Raw genomic sequence first — 15,579 nt, 5'->3', positions numbered from 1 at the left:
GCAGGACCTTCGAACATGGTGCTTCACCCTCGGTTTGTTTGCACTTCCAAGGGTACACAATTTCGCGGGTCCTGCCGCTCTCCTGCGGTGATTCACCAAGCCCTACGCTAGGTCTTGGCCGGATTTATGATCAAGGCCGAACTGGGCGCGGTTGTCCGGCAGCCGGTACTTGGGCTGGTCGTAGAGGTAACAGACGATGGTGAGCATGAGCGGGTTGCGCGCCAAGTCCGCGACATGGGGCTGACGGGCGATGACGCGCAGCAGTTCGCCCGCGGACTTGGGCGGGGCGAAGCGCCAGCGGCCGACGAACTGGCGGATGGCGGCGGGGTGGAAGGGGGCCATGTCGATACGGATGCACCGCGGGTCCTGGACCTGGTCCTGCCAGGCGGCGGTGCGGCAGGTGATGACGAAGGGGGCGTGCGGCCAGGTGCCGATGGCGGCGTTCAGCGCGCTGGCGGCCCGGGCGCGGTCGGCGAGGTCCAACTCGTCGAGTGCGTCGATCAGGACCAGCAGCCGGCCCGCGGCGAGCGCGGCGGCGACCCAGTCGGGCAGGGGATCGGTGCCCGCGGCGCCCGGGGGCAGGACCAGTCCGTGGCGACGCAGCGCGCTCACCAGTGCCTTGGGCAGGTCGAGCCCGGCGTCGCGCAGGTCGGCGAAGCTGAACAGGACCGGGACCAGGCCGGGGCGTTCGGGGCCGGCACCGGGTGCGGAACTGGGCAGGTCCCAGCCGTCGCGGGCGATGAGGCGCAGGGCGACACTCTTGCCGCTGCCGGGGTCGCCGACGATGGCGATCCGCGGGGCCGTCGCCTGGGCCGCGGCGCGGGGGGCGGCGAAGAGCTGGGTCAGAACGGCCGGGAGGTTCTCGATCCCGCCGCCGTCCCCGGGCACCGCGACCGAGATCGGGACCATGATCTCGCCCAGGGTCTGGCCGTCCTTCATCCAGGCGTGGCGCAGCTCGAAGGTCCGGGCGCGCAGGCGCTTGCGGTAGGCGGCCAGCGCGGTCTCCAGCGGGCCTGTGCGGCGCTGGCCGATGAGGGTGCCGAGCAGGGTCGGGAAGCGGCCGAGGCCGCGGGGGATATTACGGAGCAGCCATCCGATGAGCATGGCGAGCAGCGTGTAGACGAGCCCGGTCCAGAAGGCGACCGCGACGTCCGGCCGGTCGAGCCAAGCGCGGGCGTCCGCGTACCAGCCCGCCACGGGTTGCCACCAAGCCATCCAATCCATGCGCGCCCCCGGATGATCAGGATTATCGGTGTGAATCGCCCGCCCGCGGCGGTCGGGGTGCGATCTTACAGGATTAAATGCGTTGCGGGCGGCGGGGGTGGTGGCGCCAACAATAGGAATCGCTGCACTACGCGTCGACCTGGAAAGAGCAGTTATCACGCCAAGGCGCCAAGCTCGCCAAGGCTTTTCAGTGCGTTATTAGCGTGGCGCCAGTCACCCGGAGGGTGATCTGGATAGCGGCTCTACCCGATTGTATTTCTTGGCGAGCTTGGCGCCTTGGCGTGAGCAATTCCCGGGTTTAGGTTCAAGGGTCCAGCAGGTTAAGGATTTCCCGTTCATCCTTCGACAAGCTCAGGGCGAGCGGGAAATCCTTAACTAAATGGCAGTGGCGCTCCAGCGTGGGAATGCCGTGCGGGCGCTCCGCGTCCGTTCTTGGCATTGGACGCCCAGCGCCCGCACTTGCTCCGACGCGGGAGCGTCGGAGCCAGAAGAGATCGATTACTTGGGCATGGGAGTCGAGCCGTTACCCGGTGCCTTGGCAGCGGGCGCCGGCGGGGCCATCGGCGGCTTGGCGGCGGGTGCCGGCGGAGCCATCGGTGCCTTGGCGGCGGGTGCCGGCGGGGTCATCGGCGCCTTGGTAGCGGGTGGCGCCGCGGGCGTCTTGTCCTTGGTCGCTGCGGCGTCTTGCTTGCCGACCTTCTTACAATAGGCGGCGACGGTTTTCCCATCCTTGCGGGTGTATTCATTGGTCCAGCCGCAGCCGGCGGTGGCCGCGCACTGGGCCTGGTCCAGGCCCTTGCAGGGCGAGTTCGCGGCGGCGGCCGGGCCTGCGGCCAAAACGCCGCAGAGTGCCGTGGACGTCAGTGAAATCAGGGCGAATCTGAGATTGAGCTGCTTCATCTTCGGTCTCCTTTAACGGGTCAGTGGTGACGCGGCAGGTTGCGGTCGAGGCCGCGCCCACTGAGATTAGAAGGCTTCTGGCAACCCTGCAACCTCGGCGGCCAAATTTTATCGCCCGAGCCACGCCCCCAGCCGTCCCGTCAAGGCACCCTCAAGGCCGCCCTGCAGGCTGGCCAGTAGCCGCTCGATCGGTTTTTTGTGTACTGTGTACTTGAGTTGCAGCAGATCGTGGTCCTCGCTCGCGGCGAGCAGCAGGTCGTCGCTGGTCTGGATGGCATCCACTAGGCCCAGTTCCACCGCCTGGGTGCCGTGCCAATACTCGCCGGTGGCCACCAGTCCCAGATCCAGTGCCGGGCGGTATTCGCTCACAAAACCCTTAAACAGTGCGTGGGTCTCTTCCAATTGCTGCTGGAGCTTCTGGCGGGCCGCGTCGGTGTTCTCGCCGAACAGGGTCAGGGTGCGCTTGTACTCACCGGCGGTGTGCAGCTCAAAATCCACGCCATGGTGCTCCAGCAGGCGGTGGAAGTTGGGCAATTGGGCCAGCACGCCGATGGAGCCCAGTATGGCGAAGGGCGCGGCGACGATGCGATCCGCCACGCAGGCCATGAGATAACCCCCGCTGGCGGCGACCTTGTCCACCGCGACCGTCAGGTGGATCCCCTTGGCGCGCAGGCGGGCGAGTTGGGAGGCGGCGAGCCCGTGCTCGTGGACGGTGCCGCCCGCGTTCTCGATCCGCACCAGCACCGCGTCGCCCGTGCGGGCATTCAGCAGGATGGTGGTGACCAGCACCCGCAGCGCGGCCACCTCGGTGGCCCGCAGGTCGCCGTTGAAGTCGATCACGAACAGCCGCTTGCGCTCCTCGGTCTTGGCCTTTTCCCGGGCCTTCTCGCGTTTACGCTCGGCCTTGACGTGGGCGCGGTAGGCCTTCTTGCTGAGGCACGACTCCTTGAGTGCGTGTTCCAAGTCCTTGTAGCGATCGTTCAGATCCAGGATCTCCAGGTGCTCGCCGTCGTCTGCACCGCCCCGGCGGGCGCGCAGCGCGAGGATCAGCACCAATCCGACGCCAGCCACCAGCGTGACCGTCTTGGCCAGAAACAATAAATAGTTGAGCAGCAGCTCGATCATGGCGTTCTCCACTCAGATGGCGATCGGTGCGCGGATCCCCGGATGGGGCTCATAACCGAGCACCTGGATGTCGTCAAAGGTGTAGTCGAAGAGGCTCGGCGGGCGCCGTTTGAGGTGTAGCCGCGGCAGTGCCCGCGGTGCGCGGGCGAGTTGGGTGAAGACGATGTCATCGGTGAGGTGGTTCCGGTAGAGGTGTAGATCGCCAAAGGTGTGTACAAAGTCGCCGACCTCCAGGTCGCACTGCTGCGCGATCAGGTGGGTGAGGAGTGCATAGCCGGCGATGTTGAATGGCACGCCAAGGAAGAGGTCGGCGCTGCGTTGGTAGAGCTGGCAGGAGAGCCGGCCGTCCGCCACATAGAACTGGAACAGGCAGTGACAGGGGGCGAGCGCCATGCGCCCGGCCGCGGCATTGGCCTGGGGGCTTTGGGTCTCGTCCGGTAGGTCCGCCGGGTTCCAGGCGGAGACCACCAGACGGCGCGAGTCCGGGCGGGCGCGGATGGTCTCAATCAGCTCCGCGAGTTGGTCGATGGCGCGCCCGTCCGGGCAGCGCCAATTGCGCCACTGGGCGCCGTAGATCGGCCCCAGGTCGCCGGAGGGCGCCGCCCACTCGTCCCAGATGCTGACCCCGCTGGCCTGAAGTGCGGCGTTGTCGGTGGAGCCGGACAGGAACCACAGCAGTTCGTGGACGACGCTTTTCAAGTGTACGCGCTTGGTGGTGAGCAGCGGAAAGCCCTGGCTCAGGTCGAAGCGCACCTGGCGCCCGAACACGGAGCGGGTGCCGGTGCCGGTGCGATCCGGCTTATCGCTGCCGTGGTCGACCACGTCTTGCAGCAGGTCCAAATACTGACGCATCGGTTCTCCGGTGGGGGCTGAGTCAGCGGTTAAGATAACCACGAAGGGCGGGGAGATACAAATTTACCGGGTGGTGGGCGGGCTGCCCGAGCCTCGTGAGGCTAGCCATAACCACTAGAGCGAGGGCCAGCCCTCGCCACTCCGCCGGGGCGCAGTAATCCTGCGCCATGGATGGTATCTTTCAGTCGGCACGGACCTCAGCATTCGCGCCCGGTCGGCAGGCTGTGCATGCCCACCTGACGTGCCGTAACATCGCCGCCAGCGGTTGCAAGACGATGCTTTGTGTTAATCTATGTTTCAAAATGGTTCACGGCCCGCTTCCTAAAATGTCGACCCTAGACCTTTCTGTTGACGAGTTACTTACAGACGTTCAGCTTCGTGAGTTATTGGGCATCTCGCGGACTACGCTATGGCGATTGCGAAAGTTCGGGGGCGTGCCCTACGGAAAAGTTGGGCGCTCTTACCGGTATCGGAAATCGGAGGTTCTGAGATGGATAGCGGATAACCCACAGCAGTCGCATCAGCTACATTTGAACCTCGATTCTGAGCAGTGACAATCTTCGTTGTAGGAGGAGTTTTTAGTGAAGTGGCATGAGAAATTTGTCGCAGTTGACCATTCGCGCTGGAGCGAGGTAGAGCGACGCGCTTGTGCTTCGTCGGAGCAGGTAGCGATCCTTCATGGTAATGCCGTAGATCAACTTTCCAGCTTGCCGAGCAGTTGTGTAAACACGGTGGTCACATCCCCTCCCTACTGGAACGTCCGTGACTACGAACTCGATGGTCAGATCGGTTCCGAGCCGCTTGAGGACTATGTACGCCGTCTGGTGCGCGTATTTGATCAGGTCAAGCGTGTGTTGGTTCCTGGGGGCTCCGCATGGTTGAATCTTGGGGACACCTATTTCAACCAATTGATTACAGAGAATGGCTTACCCCCGAAGACTGGCTGGAAGCGGTGCAAGCAACTTTCCCTTGTTCCTTTCCGCGTCGCCATCGCCCTTGAAGATGCCGGCTGGTGGGTGAGGAATGTTGTAGCCTGGCGAAAAACCAACGCAATGCCATCAAGCGTTAGGGACCGCTTGTCGAACACATGGGAGCCCCTATTTTTGCTTACCAACTGCGAGCGCTACTACTTCAACCTAGACGCGATTCGGGTTTCGCATGCTACCAGCGATGCGGTGGAGCGTCGTCGCGCCGAGGACGGTTCAAATAAGGGGAAGGCGTATGGTAAGGCAGATTTACGGAAATGGCTCTCCTCTCCGCGCCATCGGGCTACGATTGACGGTCTACAGGAGGTGACGCGTCGGCCGAATGCACCAGATCCCGTTGAACTCGCAGCCTACCTTCGCACTGCACTCGAGAGAAAAGGAGAAAGTATTAAGTGGGTCGCAGCGCAGATCCAGCAACCATTCGAGCGGACGCGCCACTATTTTCGTACCGATCGAATCGGTTCGCGACTTCCACCCCCAGAGACCTGGGAGGAACTGTCGACACTGCTCGATCTTGATGGCACGTTCGACGATGCGATGGCAGTTGAGACCGACGTCAATATTTTTAGGAACCACCCTAACGGGCGAAATCCCGGTGATGTGATCGATCTGCCGAACGCACGGGGCTCAGAGGTGCATTTTGCGATGATGCCTCAAGAGTTAGCGCGCTGGGCGCTGAGGGCTACGCTGCCGTCAGGCGGGGTGGCGCTCGATCCATTTGCGGGCACCGGAACGACCGGTGCTGCCGCACTGGAACTCGGGGGGCGCTTCGTTGGGATCGACCTAGATCCCGAACTCGTAATCTACATGGCAAACCGCTTCGAGGCAACGATGGCTGCTGACTGGAGCTATAGGTCGAGGATAAAGGTCGCGCACAGGAAGAACGCTGCCGGGAGCCCGGCGCTTAGGTAATATATCAATACTGATACTACCTCATCCACTCAAATGGCGTCATGGTCTCGTTACCATGTTCGTCCAAGTCGCGCCAGACCCCTTTGCTCGGCCCTGCGATACCCGCATCCTGATTGAACGATAGTTCTTGCAGGCGCCAAGGACACATACTCTTGAATCTTGAGAAATAGATCCGAATGCGGGGCTCCTCTTCTCGCTTCGGTGAGTGCTTGCCTTGGCCGAAGAAGGTCGTGTCCGGATCGGGGTTGTACCGATCCTTTAGCGTGCCGTGCGGAACCGCCAGGATATAGATCGCCTTCAGTCGACGGTATGGCGGCTCGTCGGCGAACGATTTTTCTTTGAGTTTTTCATACCAAAAATGAACAAAAAATGAACTCGTGACAGCAATAATTGCATTGCCCTGTTCGGACGGGATATCGACGTCGAGAGGAACTCCTGGATCAAGGCTTTCGACGCTACCGTTTTTTCCCCGAAATTCAGCGTGCATTGGCAACTGCGACTGCTGCAATGTCTCCCGGTTGTTCTCTGTCGACGCCTTCGCGTCGACAAGCAGTACCTGCGGAATGAGGCCAAAGGGGGTTGATGCCCAACGTGTCTGCTTGTAGTCGATAAAGCCTCGAAAGCGGTAGCGAATAGGGAAACACTCGGCAGCCTGTAGGGACGAGCGCGCGAGATCTTCCGCGAGGACGATTACCTCTGTGTCGGAACGGGCTCTGGTATTCTCGAACACATCCTTGGCCTCTGCGGAGGCTTGCTGAAGCGCTTGTACGATGGTGCGCAGGGTCTGCTTCTCCAGCAACTCCAGTTGATCGAGGGACAGTCCGTGATAGTCGTTGACCAAGAGCGCCGCTCCGATGTTGAGATTAGAAAACCACAAAAAAGCGGATAGGCGAAGGAGTTTACGATCCCCGCGTCATGGATGCGCTGTTCGGCCAAGACCGACGAGATAATCGAACATGGCTAACGCCCCGCCGTCAACAGCAGCCAGGCCCCGCCCAGATAGGCTCCGCTCACCAACCCCAATGCCAACTCCGGGGCCAGCCACTGGCCAGGGCCCAGGAGCAACACCAGGGTGCCGCAGACGGCCAGGGTGGCGCCGGCCAGGGCGCGGGCGGACAGGCCGGTGCCGGACTCTGCACCCTGCGGTTTGCCGTTATTCCCGTTGCGGGCGACGAATGAGCGGCGCGCCTCCATGTCGGCGGCGAGCAGGATACGGTGTGCAATGAGCGGCAGGTCGGGCAACTGGTCGGCGATGGTCAGCAGGTTGCGGCGGGTCTTCTTGGCCAACCCCTTGATGCCGATCTGGTCGCGCATCCAGCGCTCCATATAGGGCTTGGCGGTGGTCCACAGGTCCAGCTCCGGGTAGAGCATCCGGCCCAGGCCCTCGATGTTGAGCAGGGTCTTCTCCAGCAGGACGAGCTGGGGCTGGACCTCCATGTCGAAGCGCCGCGCGGTCTGGAACAGCCGCACCAGGAAGTGCCCGAATGAGATCTCGGCGAGCGGCTTCTCGAAGATCGGCTCGCAGACGGTGCGGATGGCGGACTCGAATTCGTCCACCCGGGTCTCCGGCGGGACCCAGCCGGACTCCACATGCAGTTCGGCGACGCGCCGGTAGTCGCGCTCGAAGAAGGCGAGCAGGTTTTCCGCGAGATAGCGTTGGTCTTCGCTGGTCAGCGTGCCGACGATGCCGAAATCCACCGCGATATAGCGCCCGTTGGGCTCGACAAAGATGTTGCCCGGGTGCATGTCGGCGTGGAAGAAGTTGTCCCGGAACACCTGGGTGAAAAAGATCTCCACCCCGCGCTCGCCCAGCAGTTCCATGCTCACGCCCTGGGCCTTGAGCCGGTCGGTGTCGTTCACCGGGGTGCCGTAGATGCGCTCCATCACCAACACCGAGGCGCGGGTCCAGTCCCAGTACACCTCCGGGATGTAGATCAGCTCGCTGTTCAGCCAGTTGCGGCGCAACTGCGAGCAGTTGGCCGCCTCGCGTTGCAGGTCCAGTTCGTCGAAGATGGTCTTCTCGTACTCGCGCACCACCTCCACCGGGCGCAGGCGCCGGCCGTCCGGCCAGTAGCGCTCGGCCAGGCGGGCGACGGTGTAGAGCAGGTCGATGTCCTGGCGGATGGTCTTCTCGATCCCCGGGCGCAGCACCTTCACCACCACCTGGGTGCCGTCCTTGAGCCGCCCGGTATGGACCTGGGCGATGGAGGCGGAGGCGAGCGGGCGTTGGTCGAATTCGTCCAGTACCTCGCCGACCGGGCAGCCCCACGCCTTCTCGATCAGGGCCTGGGCCTGCTCGCCGGGGAAGGGCGGGACCCGGTCCTGGAGCTTGGCCAGTTCCACCGCCACGTCGTCCGGGAGCAGGTCGCGGCGGGTGGAGAGTATCTGGCCGAACTTGACAAAGATCGGCCCCAGGTCCTCCAGCACCAGGCGCATCCGCACCGGGTAGGCGGGCAGTTCGCCGCGCAGCCAGTACCAGGGGGTGAGATAGAGTATCCAGCGCAACGGCCGGAACAGATGGGTGGCGAGGATGACCTCGTCCAGTCCATGGCGCAGCAGCACCCGGTTGATGCGAAACAGGCGCAGTGCCTGACGCGGGCCGATCATCGGCGGCCGCCGGGCTCCGCGCCCGTCGCGGGTGCGAGCGCCATCAGTTGCTCGATGCGGGCGGCCAGGCGCTCCACGTCGTCGCGCACGCGGTCGACCTCACCGACAAAGGAGTCGACCTGGTAGCGGGTGGGCAGTAGGCGCGACTCCTCCTCCAGATACTCCTTGAGATTGGCCCGCAGCCGCTCCGCCGTCTGGTTGCTCCAGTCGCCGGCGGCCCGCCAGCCGCGGCCCATCTGGTTGGCGATGGGGTCGCCGAGCACCCGCGCCAGTTGCTCCTCCCAGTCGACGTCGAGCCCCGCCATGGCGTTGCTCAGGCCGTGGGCGAGGGTGGTGTCGCCCTCGATCTGCACCGCGCCGGAGGACAGTTGCGACTCTTTGCGCTGGGCCGTCACCAGCCGCAGCAGGGCCAGCGGGGTGCCGCGGATCAGGCAGTCGGGGGTGGCGTCGTAGGCGCCGAAGACCTGGATCCGATCGGGTCCCGGGATCAGGGTGAGCCGCGCCCCGATCCCCTCAATGGCGATCGCGATGATGCGGCCATAGAGCGGCGCAAAGCCTTGGGCACCCTCGGGGTCCAGGGCGATGTAGCGATTGAGCGTCGCCTCGAGCGCGGCCAGTACACTTGCCGGGATCTTGAAGCCGGCCCCCGTGGGGGACCCGTGCGTGTCGTCTGTCATCACAGCTTGTACCCCCGATGGATGGCGACCACCCCCCCGGTCAGGTTGAAGAAGGCGCAGCGCTCGAATCCGGCGTCCGCCATCATGTCGCGCAGGGTCTCCTGGTCCGGGTGCATGCGGATGGACTCGGCCAGGTAGCGGTAACTCTCCGCATCGTTGGTGACCAACCCGCCCAGCAACGGCAGCACGTTGAAGGAGTAAAGGTCGTAGACGCGGCTGAAGGTCTTGCTCGTGGGGTGTGAGAACTCCAGGATCAGCAGGCGTCCGCCGGGCCTCAGGACCCGGTACATCTCCGCGATGGCCCACTCCTTGTGGGTCACGTTGCGCAGCCCGAAGCTGATGGTCACGCAGTCGAAGGAGTCGGACGCGAAGGGCAGCTTTTCGGCGTTGGCCAGGGAATAGTTCAGGTTACCCACCCGCCCCTTGTCCAGCAGCCGCTCCCGGCCGCGCGAGAGCATCGCCTCGTTGATGTCGGTCATCACCACCTGGCCGCCGGCGCCGACGATCTCGGAGAAGCGCTCCGCCAGGTCGCCGGTGCCGGACGCGAGGTCCAGCACCCGCTGGCCGCGGCGCACCCCGGCCAGGGCGATGGCGTGGCGCTTCCACAGCCGGTGGATGCCCAGCGACATCAGGTCGTTCATGAGGTCGTAGCGGGAGGCGACCGAGTCGAAGACCTCCCGTACGCGTGCCGCCTTCTCCTCGACCGGCACCTGTCGGTAGCCGAAATGGGTTGTCTCTTTGTCCGCCATAGCCTGTTCTCTACGCTCGTCGTTGGGGGGCGATTCTACATGATGGCGGGGGGACCTGCCGGTTCCGGGAGCAGCGGCCGGGCTTGTGGCCGGTCCGGCGCGGGGTTAGAGTCCCGTCGTACTCGGTGCCGGTCGGCGGCGCCGAGCACCGCCCTTTTCAGGACAACCGCCCATGAGACCCCTGCCGTTGCGACTCCTCCCCGCCCTGTGCCTGTTGGTTGCCGGTGTCGCGGCGGCTGCGGCGCCCGCGGCCGGCGGCAAGGCCGTCCCTGCGACGGCCCCTAAATCGATCGCGGCGCCCCTCTGGGAGTTCGGTCTCTACAACTTCGTGGCGAGCATTCCACACTATCCTGGGTCCGACCAGTCCCAGGTCTATGCCTTTCCGACCCCGTTTTTTACCTATCGCGGCAAGTACCTGCGGGCCACCCGCGAAGGGGTGCGCGGGATCTTCTACCAGGGGCCGTACCTGGAGACGAGTCTGTCGCTGTCCGGTAACCCTCCAGTGAACACGTCCAATCGGGCGCGGGCCGGCATGCCGGGGCTGGATGCGATCGGCGAGATCGGTCCATCCGTTAAGTGGTTTTTCCTCGGACGCCACCCGCTGGATCAGCTCTATCTCCAGTTGTCCGCGCGGGCCGCCGCGTCCATCGGCTTCAGCGGCGGAGCGCAGATGCGCTATCAGGGCCTGGCGGGGGGGCTCGGTGCGGTCTATCTCAACCGCAGCCGCTTCCTCGCTCGACACGTTCGCTTCCATCTCGGCGCCGGGCTCAACTTTGCGGACCGGGAGTATAATGGCTATTTCTATAATGTGAGCCCCACCTATGCCACGCCCGAGCGCCCGGTCTATCGCTCCGCGGCCGGTCTCAGCGATGCCTATCTGTCTGCTTCGGTTCAATACGACCTGAACCCGCGGGTCTCGTTCGGTAGCTACGCCCGTTGGGATACGGTCGCCGACGCGGTCTTTGCCGATAGCCCATTGGTCAAGCAAACCAATAATTTCGTGGTCGGGGCGGTGGTGATCCTCCGCCTGTTTCGCTCATCGACGATGGTGTCCTCCGATGACTTCGAGTGAGTCGCAGCTCCCGCCCGTGGGTCGGTCGTGGAAGAATGGCACCAAGTGCCTTTTTTGTGGCAAAATTGCCGCCGAGTCCGTCGCTGGGATTTTTAAGTCTTTATAAATTATTCTAATTGTTAGTTCGTACGGCCAAACCTAAACGAGGTTGCGCCGTCCGCCGGGGAGACGGGAGAAATGCCATGCTGTCCGATCTGAGTCACGCCGATCGATCCTGCGATGTCCTGGTGATCGGTGGAGGGCCGGCCGGTACCACCGCGGCCACTTTGCTGGCGCAGCAAGGCCACCAGGTCACCCTACTGGAAAGGGCGCGCCATCCCCGCTTCCATGTTGGCGAATCGCTGCTGCCGGCCAACTTGCCGCTGTTCGACAAATTGGGCGTGCGCGCCGAGGTGGAGGCGATCGGCATGGAGAAATGGGGAGCGGAATTTGTCTCCCCCTGGCACGCACACAGCCAGTCATTCGAGTTCGCCGAGGCCTGGGACAAGTCGATGCCGCACGCCTACCAGGTGCGCCGTGCGGAGTTCGACGAGATCCTGATCCGCAATGCCGAGCGCAAAGGCGCCAAGGTCGTCGAAGGTTGTCGTGTCCGCAAGGTGGAGTTCCTGCCCAACGCTGCGGGTGCCATGGTGCAGGCGGACCATGACGACGGCCGTACCGAGACCTGGCAATGCCGCTTCCTCATCGACGCCTCCGGCCGCGACACCTTCCTTGGCAATCAACTCAAGGCCAAGCACCGCAACCCCAAGCACAACAGCTCATCCCTGTATGGTCACTTCAAAGGCGCGCAGCGACACGCCGGCCAGAAGGAGGGCCACATCACCATCTTCTGGTTTGCGCATGGGTGGTTCTGGTTCATTCCACTCATCGACGGTGTCACCAGCGTCGGTGTCGTCACCTGGCCCTATTACATGAAGACCCGCACCAAGCCGGTGAAGGATTTCTTCCTCGATCTCATCCAAATGTGCCCGGCCCTGGCGCAGCGGCTTGAGGGTGCGCAACTGACGACGCCGGTCGAGGCCACGGGTAATTTTTCCTATACCTGCGACCGTACCCACGGCGCCAACTGGTTGCTGCTGGGCGATGCCTACGCCTTCATCGATCCGGTCTTCTCTTCCGGCGTCATGCTGGCCATGCAAAGCGCCTTTGCCGGCGCCGCGGCGGCGGATCGGTGCCTGCGTCATCCGGACCAGGCGACCGACGCCCTGCAGGCGTTCGATCGTGCCATCAAGCACGGGCCGAAGGAATTCTCCTGGTTTATCTACCGCATCACCAGCCCCACCATGCGCGAGCTGTTTATGGCGCCACGCAACATTTTCCGGGTCAAGGAGGCGCTGCTGTCGGTCTTGGCCGGTGACATTTTCGGCAACACGCCGATCTGGCGTTCGATCTTGGCATTCAAGCTGATCTATTACCTGTCGGCCGCGACCAACCTGAAGTCCACGATCATGGCCTGGCGGCAGCGGAAGCTGAATGTCCGTTACGTTGAGGACACGCAAGAGTTCGGCTCCCCATGACGCCGCCCGGAGACCTCCTGCGGCTGGGATACCTGCCCGCTTCGCGGGTGGTGCTGCAGGCCAGTGACGGCGCGCCCGGCCTGCTCGGTGGCCTGTGCTTTTTCCACCCCGCCGTTGCCGATGTCCCCGCCGGGCTGCCGTTACTGTCGGTGGACATGACGGCACTGGGGGCCGCGGAGTCAATCTGCGAGGTCTGGTATAGCCATGAGGGACTCACACCAGGCCAGTATAAGGGCATCCGCTACCGTCAGGGTGAAACCTTGCTGTTCGGCTGTCTGACGTGTAATGAGCCGGCTGGGGTGGCACCCAGGGATGGCCGTACACCCCTGCAGGCCGCGACCCAAGCCGCCTACGAGGCCATTTTCGAACTGCTCGAATCCCTGGGCTACAACGCCATCCTGCGCTTCTGGAACTATTTCCCCGCGATCAACACAGTCAGTCACCACCTGGAGCGTTATCTCCAGTTTAATATTGGCCGTCAGGATGCGTTTCTTTCACATGGCCGTTGCGTCATCGGCAACGTCCCTGCTGCCTGCGCCCTTGGCGGCACCGGCACCGCGCTCCAGATCGCCTTGCTGGCGGCCCGGGCGGAGCCGCTGGCCATCGAAAACCCAAGGCAAATCAGTGCCTACAATTATCCCGATCAGTACGGGCCCCGCAGCCCGACCTTTGCCCGCGCGTCGCTGGTCAAACTGCACGGGCGCGACCTGTTATTCATCTCCGGCACGGCCAGCATCGTCGGCCATCGGACCCTGCATGCGGGCGATGTGCAGGCGCAAACGCGCGAATCGCTCCGCAATATCGCCGCGGTTGTCGCGGAGGCCAACCGCCTGGCCCCAGGCGCGGGATTCGAGCTCCGCGACCTTGCGTATAAGGTCTATATCCGATACGCCAGTGACTTGGCCAGCGTGCGCCACGAATTGATGAAGTTCATCGGCGCCCCGGTGTCGGCCCTGTTCTTACAGGCCGATGTCTGCCGCGCGGACCTGCTCCTCGAGATCGAGGCCTCCGGCGGTCATGCCATTTCCCCCGGTTGAGACCCGGACCCGCGATGTCACGTCATCGCCGGGATTCGTCAGGCGCTGGAGGCAGCGCGCCTACGAATACGGTGCGCTGTGGTTCGGTCTGGGGCTACTCGGCACAATAACCCTGGCCTGGTCTTTGTTGGCGATCCCGCTCTATTATGTCTTGCCGACGCGTTGGGCCGCCCCGCTTGGCCGTTGGGCGTGCATGACGATGTGCCGCATCTACCTCAGCGCCCTGGGTCTGATGGGTGCTTGCCGTTTTGAACTCCATGCCCTCGATGCCTTGCGGGGTACACCGCCGCTGCTGATTGCTCCGAACCACCCCGGCCTGCTCGATGCCCTGCTGATCCTGTCTCGGCTTCCCAACATCGCCTGCATCATGAAGGCCGACATCGTCGATAACGTCTTCTTCGGCGCTGGCGCCCGCCTGGCCGGTTACATCCGCAACGACGCACCACGCAGCATGATCAAGCAGGCCATCGCTGAACTGAAAAGCGGCAGTCATCTGTTGCTGTTTCCTGAAGGCACCCGCACCACCCGCTGGCCCATCAACGCCTGCACGCCGGCGGCCGCGCTCATCGCCAGCCGGGCACAGGTGCCGATCCAGACCGTATTCATTGAAACCGATTCGGCCTACCTCAGCAAGGGCTGGCCACTGTGGCGCCGCCCCCGGCTTCCGATCACCTATCGCATCCGGCTGGGTCGCCGCTTCGCACCGCCGCAACAGGCCAGTGAGTTGACCGCGGAGCTGGAGCGCTATTTCATTGATGAGTTGCGCAACAACTGTCAGCTGCCGGCCGTCAGCCGCGCCGCGGAAGAGTTATCCGATGGACCTCGACACTCATGATCCCAGAAGGAGCAGGTCTCACGCCAAGGCGCCAAGCTCGCCAAGGTTTTTCCGTGTGTTATTAGCGCCGCGCCATTCACTCAACGACTGATCGGTATGCCAGCTTATTTTATTGGCACTCGTGGCGTTCTTGGCGAGCTTGGCGCCTTGGCGTGAGCAATTGAATTGGCGACCTGAGCAATTGCCGGATTTTGTATGATGCCACCCAACTTGAACATCAGCGACACCCATCTGGTGCTGATCCCCAGCTACAACTCCGGTGCGCTGGTCTATGACGTGGTGCGCGCGGCCCGTCGGTACTGGACACCCGTCTGGGTGGTCGTGGACGGCAGCACTGACGACACCGCCGCGGGTCTGCGGGACATGGCGGCGACCGACGCTGGGCTGCGGGTCTTTGCGTTACCCGAAAACAACGGCAAGGGTGCAGCCATTCTGCATGGGCTCGATCTCGCCGCGGCCGCCGGTTTCACTCACGCACTCACCCTGGACGCGGACGGCCAGCATCCGGTGGAGCGCATCCCGGACTTCATGGCCGCTTCCATGAGTACACCGGGGGCTATGGTGCTGGGCGTGCCGGTGTTCGATGCCGCCGCGCCCAAGTTGCGAGTCCATGGCCGCAAGGTATCCAACGCATTCGCAAACTTGGAAACGCTGTGGATGGGCGTCGGTGACTCGCTCTACGGCTTGCGCGTCTATCCCATCGCACCCCTGCGTCAAGTGATGCATGGCCAACGGTGGATGCGCCGCTTCGATTTCGATCCCGAGGCAGCGGTTCGCCTGTGCTGGCGCGGGGTGCGCCCCATCGACCTGCCCGCCCCGGTGAAGTATCTGCCCGCCGACCAAGGCGGTGTTTCTCACTTCAACTATCTGCGCGACAATGCCCTGCTGACCTGGATGCACACGCGCTTGCTGTTGGGTTTCCTGCTGCGATTACCCGTACTCCTGTGGCGACGCGCGGGATGACCTAAGTCGGGGAATGGCTCACGCCAAGGCACCAAGAACACCAAGGCAACAATCGATTAGTCGATAACCCTAAATCCGGCAATTGCTCACGCCAAGGCGCCAAGCTCGCCAAGAAAGACCATG

At 63.6% G+C, this 15,579-nt stretch carries 15 protein-coding genes; 7 read left to right on the top strand and 8 right to left on the bottom strand.

Features of this window, described 5'->3' with window-relative positions; all coding sequences use genetic code 11:
- Positions 1-102: 102 nt before the first annotated feature.
- From QZX93_RS16540 to QZX93_RS16525, 4 genes are all read right to left on the bottom strand, one after another.
- Positions 103-1,224: an NACHT domain-containing protein gene (locus QZX93_RS16540; RefSeq protein WP_295385341.1), complete on the bottom strand. Its 1,122-nt coding sequence runs from the start codon at positions 1,222-1,224 to the stop codon at positions 103-105.
- A gap of 498 nt (positions 1,225-1,722) precedes the next feature.
- Positions 1,723-2,124: a hypothetical protein gene (locus tag QZX93_RS16535; protein ID WP_295385343.1), complete on the bottom strand. Its 402-nt coding sequence runs from the start codon at positions 2,122-2,124 to the stop codon at positions 1,723-1,725.
- Positions 2,125-2,232: 108 nt separating this feature from the next.
- Positions 2,233-3,249 (bottom strand): protease SohB, encoded by a 1,017-nt coding sequence (gene sohB / locus QZX93_RS16530; RefSeq protein WP_295385345.1) that lies wholly within the window; start codon positions 3,247-3,249, stop codon positions 2,233-2,235.
- Positions 3,250-3,261: 12 nt separating this feature from the next.
- Positions 3,262-4,101, bottom strand: a complete 840-nt coding sequence (locus QZX93_RS16525) for a thymidylate synthase (protein WP_295385347.1) — start codon at positions 4,099-4,101, stop codon at positions 3,262-3,264.
- A 167-nt stretch (positions 4,102-4,268) separates the two neighbouring features.
- On the opposite strand from QZX93_RS16525, the gene QZX93_RS27430 reads away from it, so the two are divergent.
- Both QZX93_RS27430 and QZX93_RS16515 read left to right on the top strand, forming a co-directional pair.
- Positions 4,269-4,655, top strand: a complete 387-nt coding sequence (locus QZX93_RS27430; RefSeq protein WP_366760555.1) for a helix-turn-helix domain-containing protein — start codon at positions 4,269-4,271, stop codon at positions 4,653-4,655.
- Between the two features lie 27 nt (positions 4,656-4,682).
- The gene (locus QZX93_RS16515; RefSeq protein WP_295385349.1) at positions 4,683-5,999 is read left to right on the top strand and encodes a site-specific DNA-methyltransferase; all 1,317 of its coding nucleotides are present in this window, start codon (positions 4,683-4,685) and stop codon (positions 5,997-5,999) included.
- A 16-nt stretch (positions 6,000-6,015) separates the two neighbouring features.
- Here QZX93_RS16515 and QZX93_RS16510 read toward each other — a convergent pair whose 3' ends face one another.
- The 4 genes from QZX93_RS16510 to ubiE form a co-directional block, all read right to left on the bottom strand.
- Entirely contained in the window at positions 6,016-6,840 is an 825-nt protein-coding gene (locus QZX93_RS16510; RefSeq protein WP_295385351.1) for an SfiI family type II restriction endonuclease, read from the bottom strand.
- Between the two features lie 119 nt (positions 6,841-6,959).
- A complete protein-coding gene (gene ubiB / locus QZX93_RS16505; RefSeq protein WP_295385354.1) occupies positions 6,960-8,606 on the bottom strand; it encodes a ubiquinone biosynthesis regulatory protein kinase UbiB in 1,647 nt (548 codons plus the stop codon).
- Positions 8,603-9,283: an SCP2 sterol-binding domain-containing protein gene (locus tag QZX93_RS16500; protein ID WP_295385355.1), complete on the bottom strand. Its 681-nt coding sequence runs from the start codon at positions 9,281-9,283 to the stop codon at positions 8,603-8,605. The genes ubiB and QZX93_RS16500 overlap by 4 nt, the downstream gene beginning before the upstream one ends.
- Positions 9,283-10,032, bottom strand: coding sequence for a bifunctional demethylmenaquinone methyltransferase/2-methoxy-6-polyprenyl-1,4-benzoquinol methylase UbiE (gene ubiE / locus QZX93_RS16495; protein ID WP_295385357.1), 750 nt, complete (start codon positions 10,030-10,032; stop codon positions 9,283-9,285). The genes QZX93_RS16500 and ubiE overlap by 1 nt, the downstream gene beginning before the upstream one ends.
- 172 nt (positions 10,033-10,204) lie before the next feature.
- Between ubiE and QZX93_RS16490 the strand changes: the two genes are divergently transcribed.
- The 5 genes from QZX93_RS16490 (at position 10,205) to QZX93_RS16470 (ending at position 15,456) form a co-directional block, all read left to right on the top strand.
- On the top strand, positions 10,205-11,104 hold the full coding sequence (locus QZX93_RS16490; protein WP_295385359.1) for a MipA/OmpV family protein: 900 nt from the start codon (positions 10,205-10,207) through the stop codon (positions 11,102-11,104).
- 182 nt (positions 11,105-11,286) lie between these two features.
- Entirely contained in the window at positions 11,287-12,621 is a 1,335-nt protein-coding gene (locus QZX93_RS16485) for an NAD(P)/FAD-dependent oxidoreductase (protein WP_295385362.1), read from the top strand.
- Positions 12,618-13,658 (top strand): hypothetical protein, encoded by a 1,041-nt coding sequence (locus QZX93_RS16480; RefSeq protein WP_295385364.1) that lies wholly within the window; start codon positions 12,618-12,620, stop codon positions 13,656-13,658. The genes QZX93_RS16485 and QZX93_RS16480 overlap by 4 nt, the downstream gene beginning before the upstream one ends.
- The gene (locus tag QZX93_RS16475; RefSeq protein ID WP_295385366.1) at positions 13,639-14,493 is read left to right on the top strand and encodes a lysophospholipid acyltransferase family protein; all 855 of its coding nucleotides are present in this window, start codon (positions 13,639-13,641) and stop codon (positions 14,491-14,493) included. Before QZX93_RS16480 ends, QZX93_RS16475 begins: the two co-directional genes overlap by 20 nt.
- Before the next feature lie 195 nt (positions 14,494-14,688).
- Positions 14,689-15,456, top strand: coding sequence for a glycosyltransferase family 2 protein (locus QZX93_RS16470; protein ID WP_295385368.1), 768 nt, complete (start codon positions 14,689-14,691; stop codon positions 15,454-15,456).
- Positions 15,457-15,579: the final 123 nt, after the last annotated feature.

It is taken from the genome of uncultured Thiodictyon sp., from assembly GCF_903946935.1.
Classification (GTDB): Bacteria; Pseudomonadota; Gammaproteobacteria; order Chromatiales; family Chromatiaceae; genus Thiodictyon.
The sequence above is the reverse complement of the archived record's forward strand: the minus strand, read 5'-3'. Positions and strand labels throughout refer to the sequence as shown.

Excerpts from the sequence above, each read along its gene's own strand:
- ubiB (WP_295385354.1), bottom strand. The coding sequence starts at position 8,606 with ATGATCGGCCCGCGTCAGGCACTGCGCCTGTTTCGCATCAACCGGGTG.
- ubiE (WP_295385357.1), bottom strand. The coding sequence starts at position 10,032 with ATGGCGGACAAAGAGACAACCCATTTCGGCTACCGACAGGTGCCGGTC.
- QZX93_RS16490 (WP_295385359.1), top strand. The coding sequence starts at position 10,205 with ATGAGACCCCTGCCGTTGCGACTCCTCCCCGCCCTGTGCCTGTTGGTT.
- sohB (WP_295385345.1), bottom strand. The coding sequence starts at position 3,249 with ATGATCGAGCTGCTGCTCAACTATTTATTGTTTCTGGCCAAGACGGTC.
- QZX93_RS16470 (WP_295385368.1), top strand. The coding sequence starts at position 14,689 with ATGATGCCACCCAACTTGAACATCAGCGACACCCATCTGGTGCTGATC.
- QZX93_RS16475 (WP_295385366.1), top strand. The coding sequence starts at position 13,639 with ATGCCATTTCCCCCGGTTGAGACCCGGACCCGCGATGTCACGTCATCG.
- QZX93_RS16480 (WP_295385364.1), top strand. The coding sequence starts at position 12,618 with ATGACGCCGCCCGGAGACCTCCTGCGGCTGGGATACCTGCCCGCTTCG.
- QZX93_RS27430 (WP_366760555.1), top strand. The coding sequence starts at position 4,269 with ATGGATGGTATCTTTCAGTCGGCACGGACCTCAGCATTCGCGCCCGGT.
- QZX93_RS16525 (WP_295385347.1), bottom strand. The coding sequence starts at position 4,101 with ATGCGTCAGTATTTGGACCTGCTGCAAGACGTGGTCGACCACGGCAGC.
- QZX93_RS16540 (WP_295385341.1), bottom strand. The coding sequence starts at position 1,224 with ATGGATTGGATGGCTTGGTGGCAACCCGTGGCGGGCTGGTACGCGGAC.
- QZX93_RS16535 (WP_295385343.1), bottom strand. The coding sequence starts at position 2,124 with ATGAAGCAGCTCAATCTCAGATTCGCCCTGATTTCACTGACGTCCACG.
- QZX93_RS16485 (WP_295385362.1), top strand. The coding sequence starts at position 11,287 with ATGCTGTCCGATCTGAGTCACGCCGATCGATCCTGCGATGTCCTGGTG.
- QZX93_RS16500 (WP_295385355.1), bottom strand. The coding sequence starts at position 9,283 with ATGACAGACGACACGCACGGGTCCCCCACGGGGGCCGGCTTCAAGATC.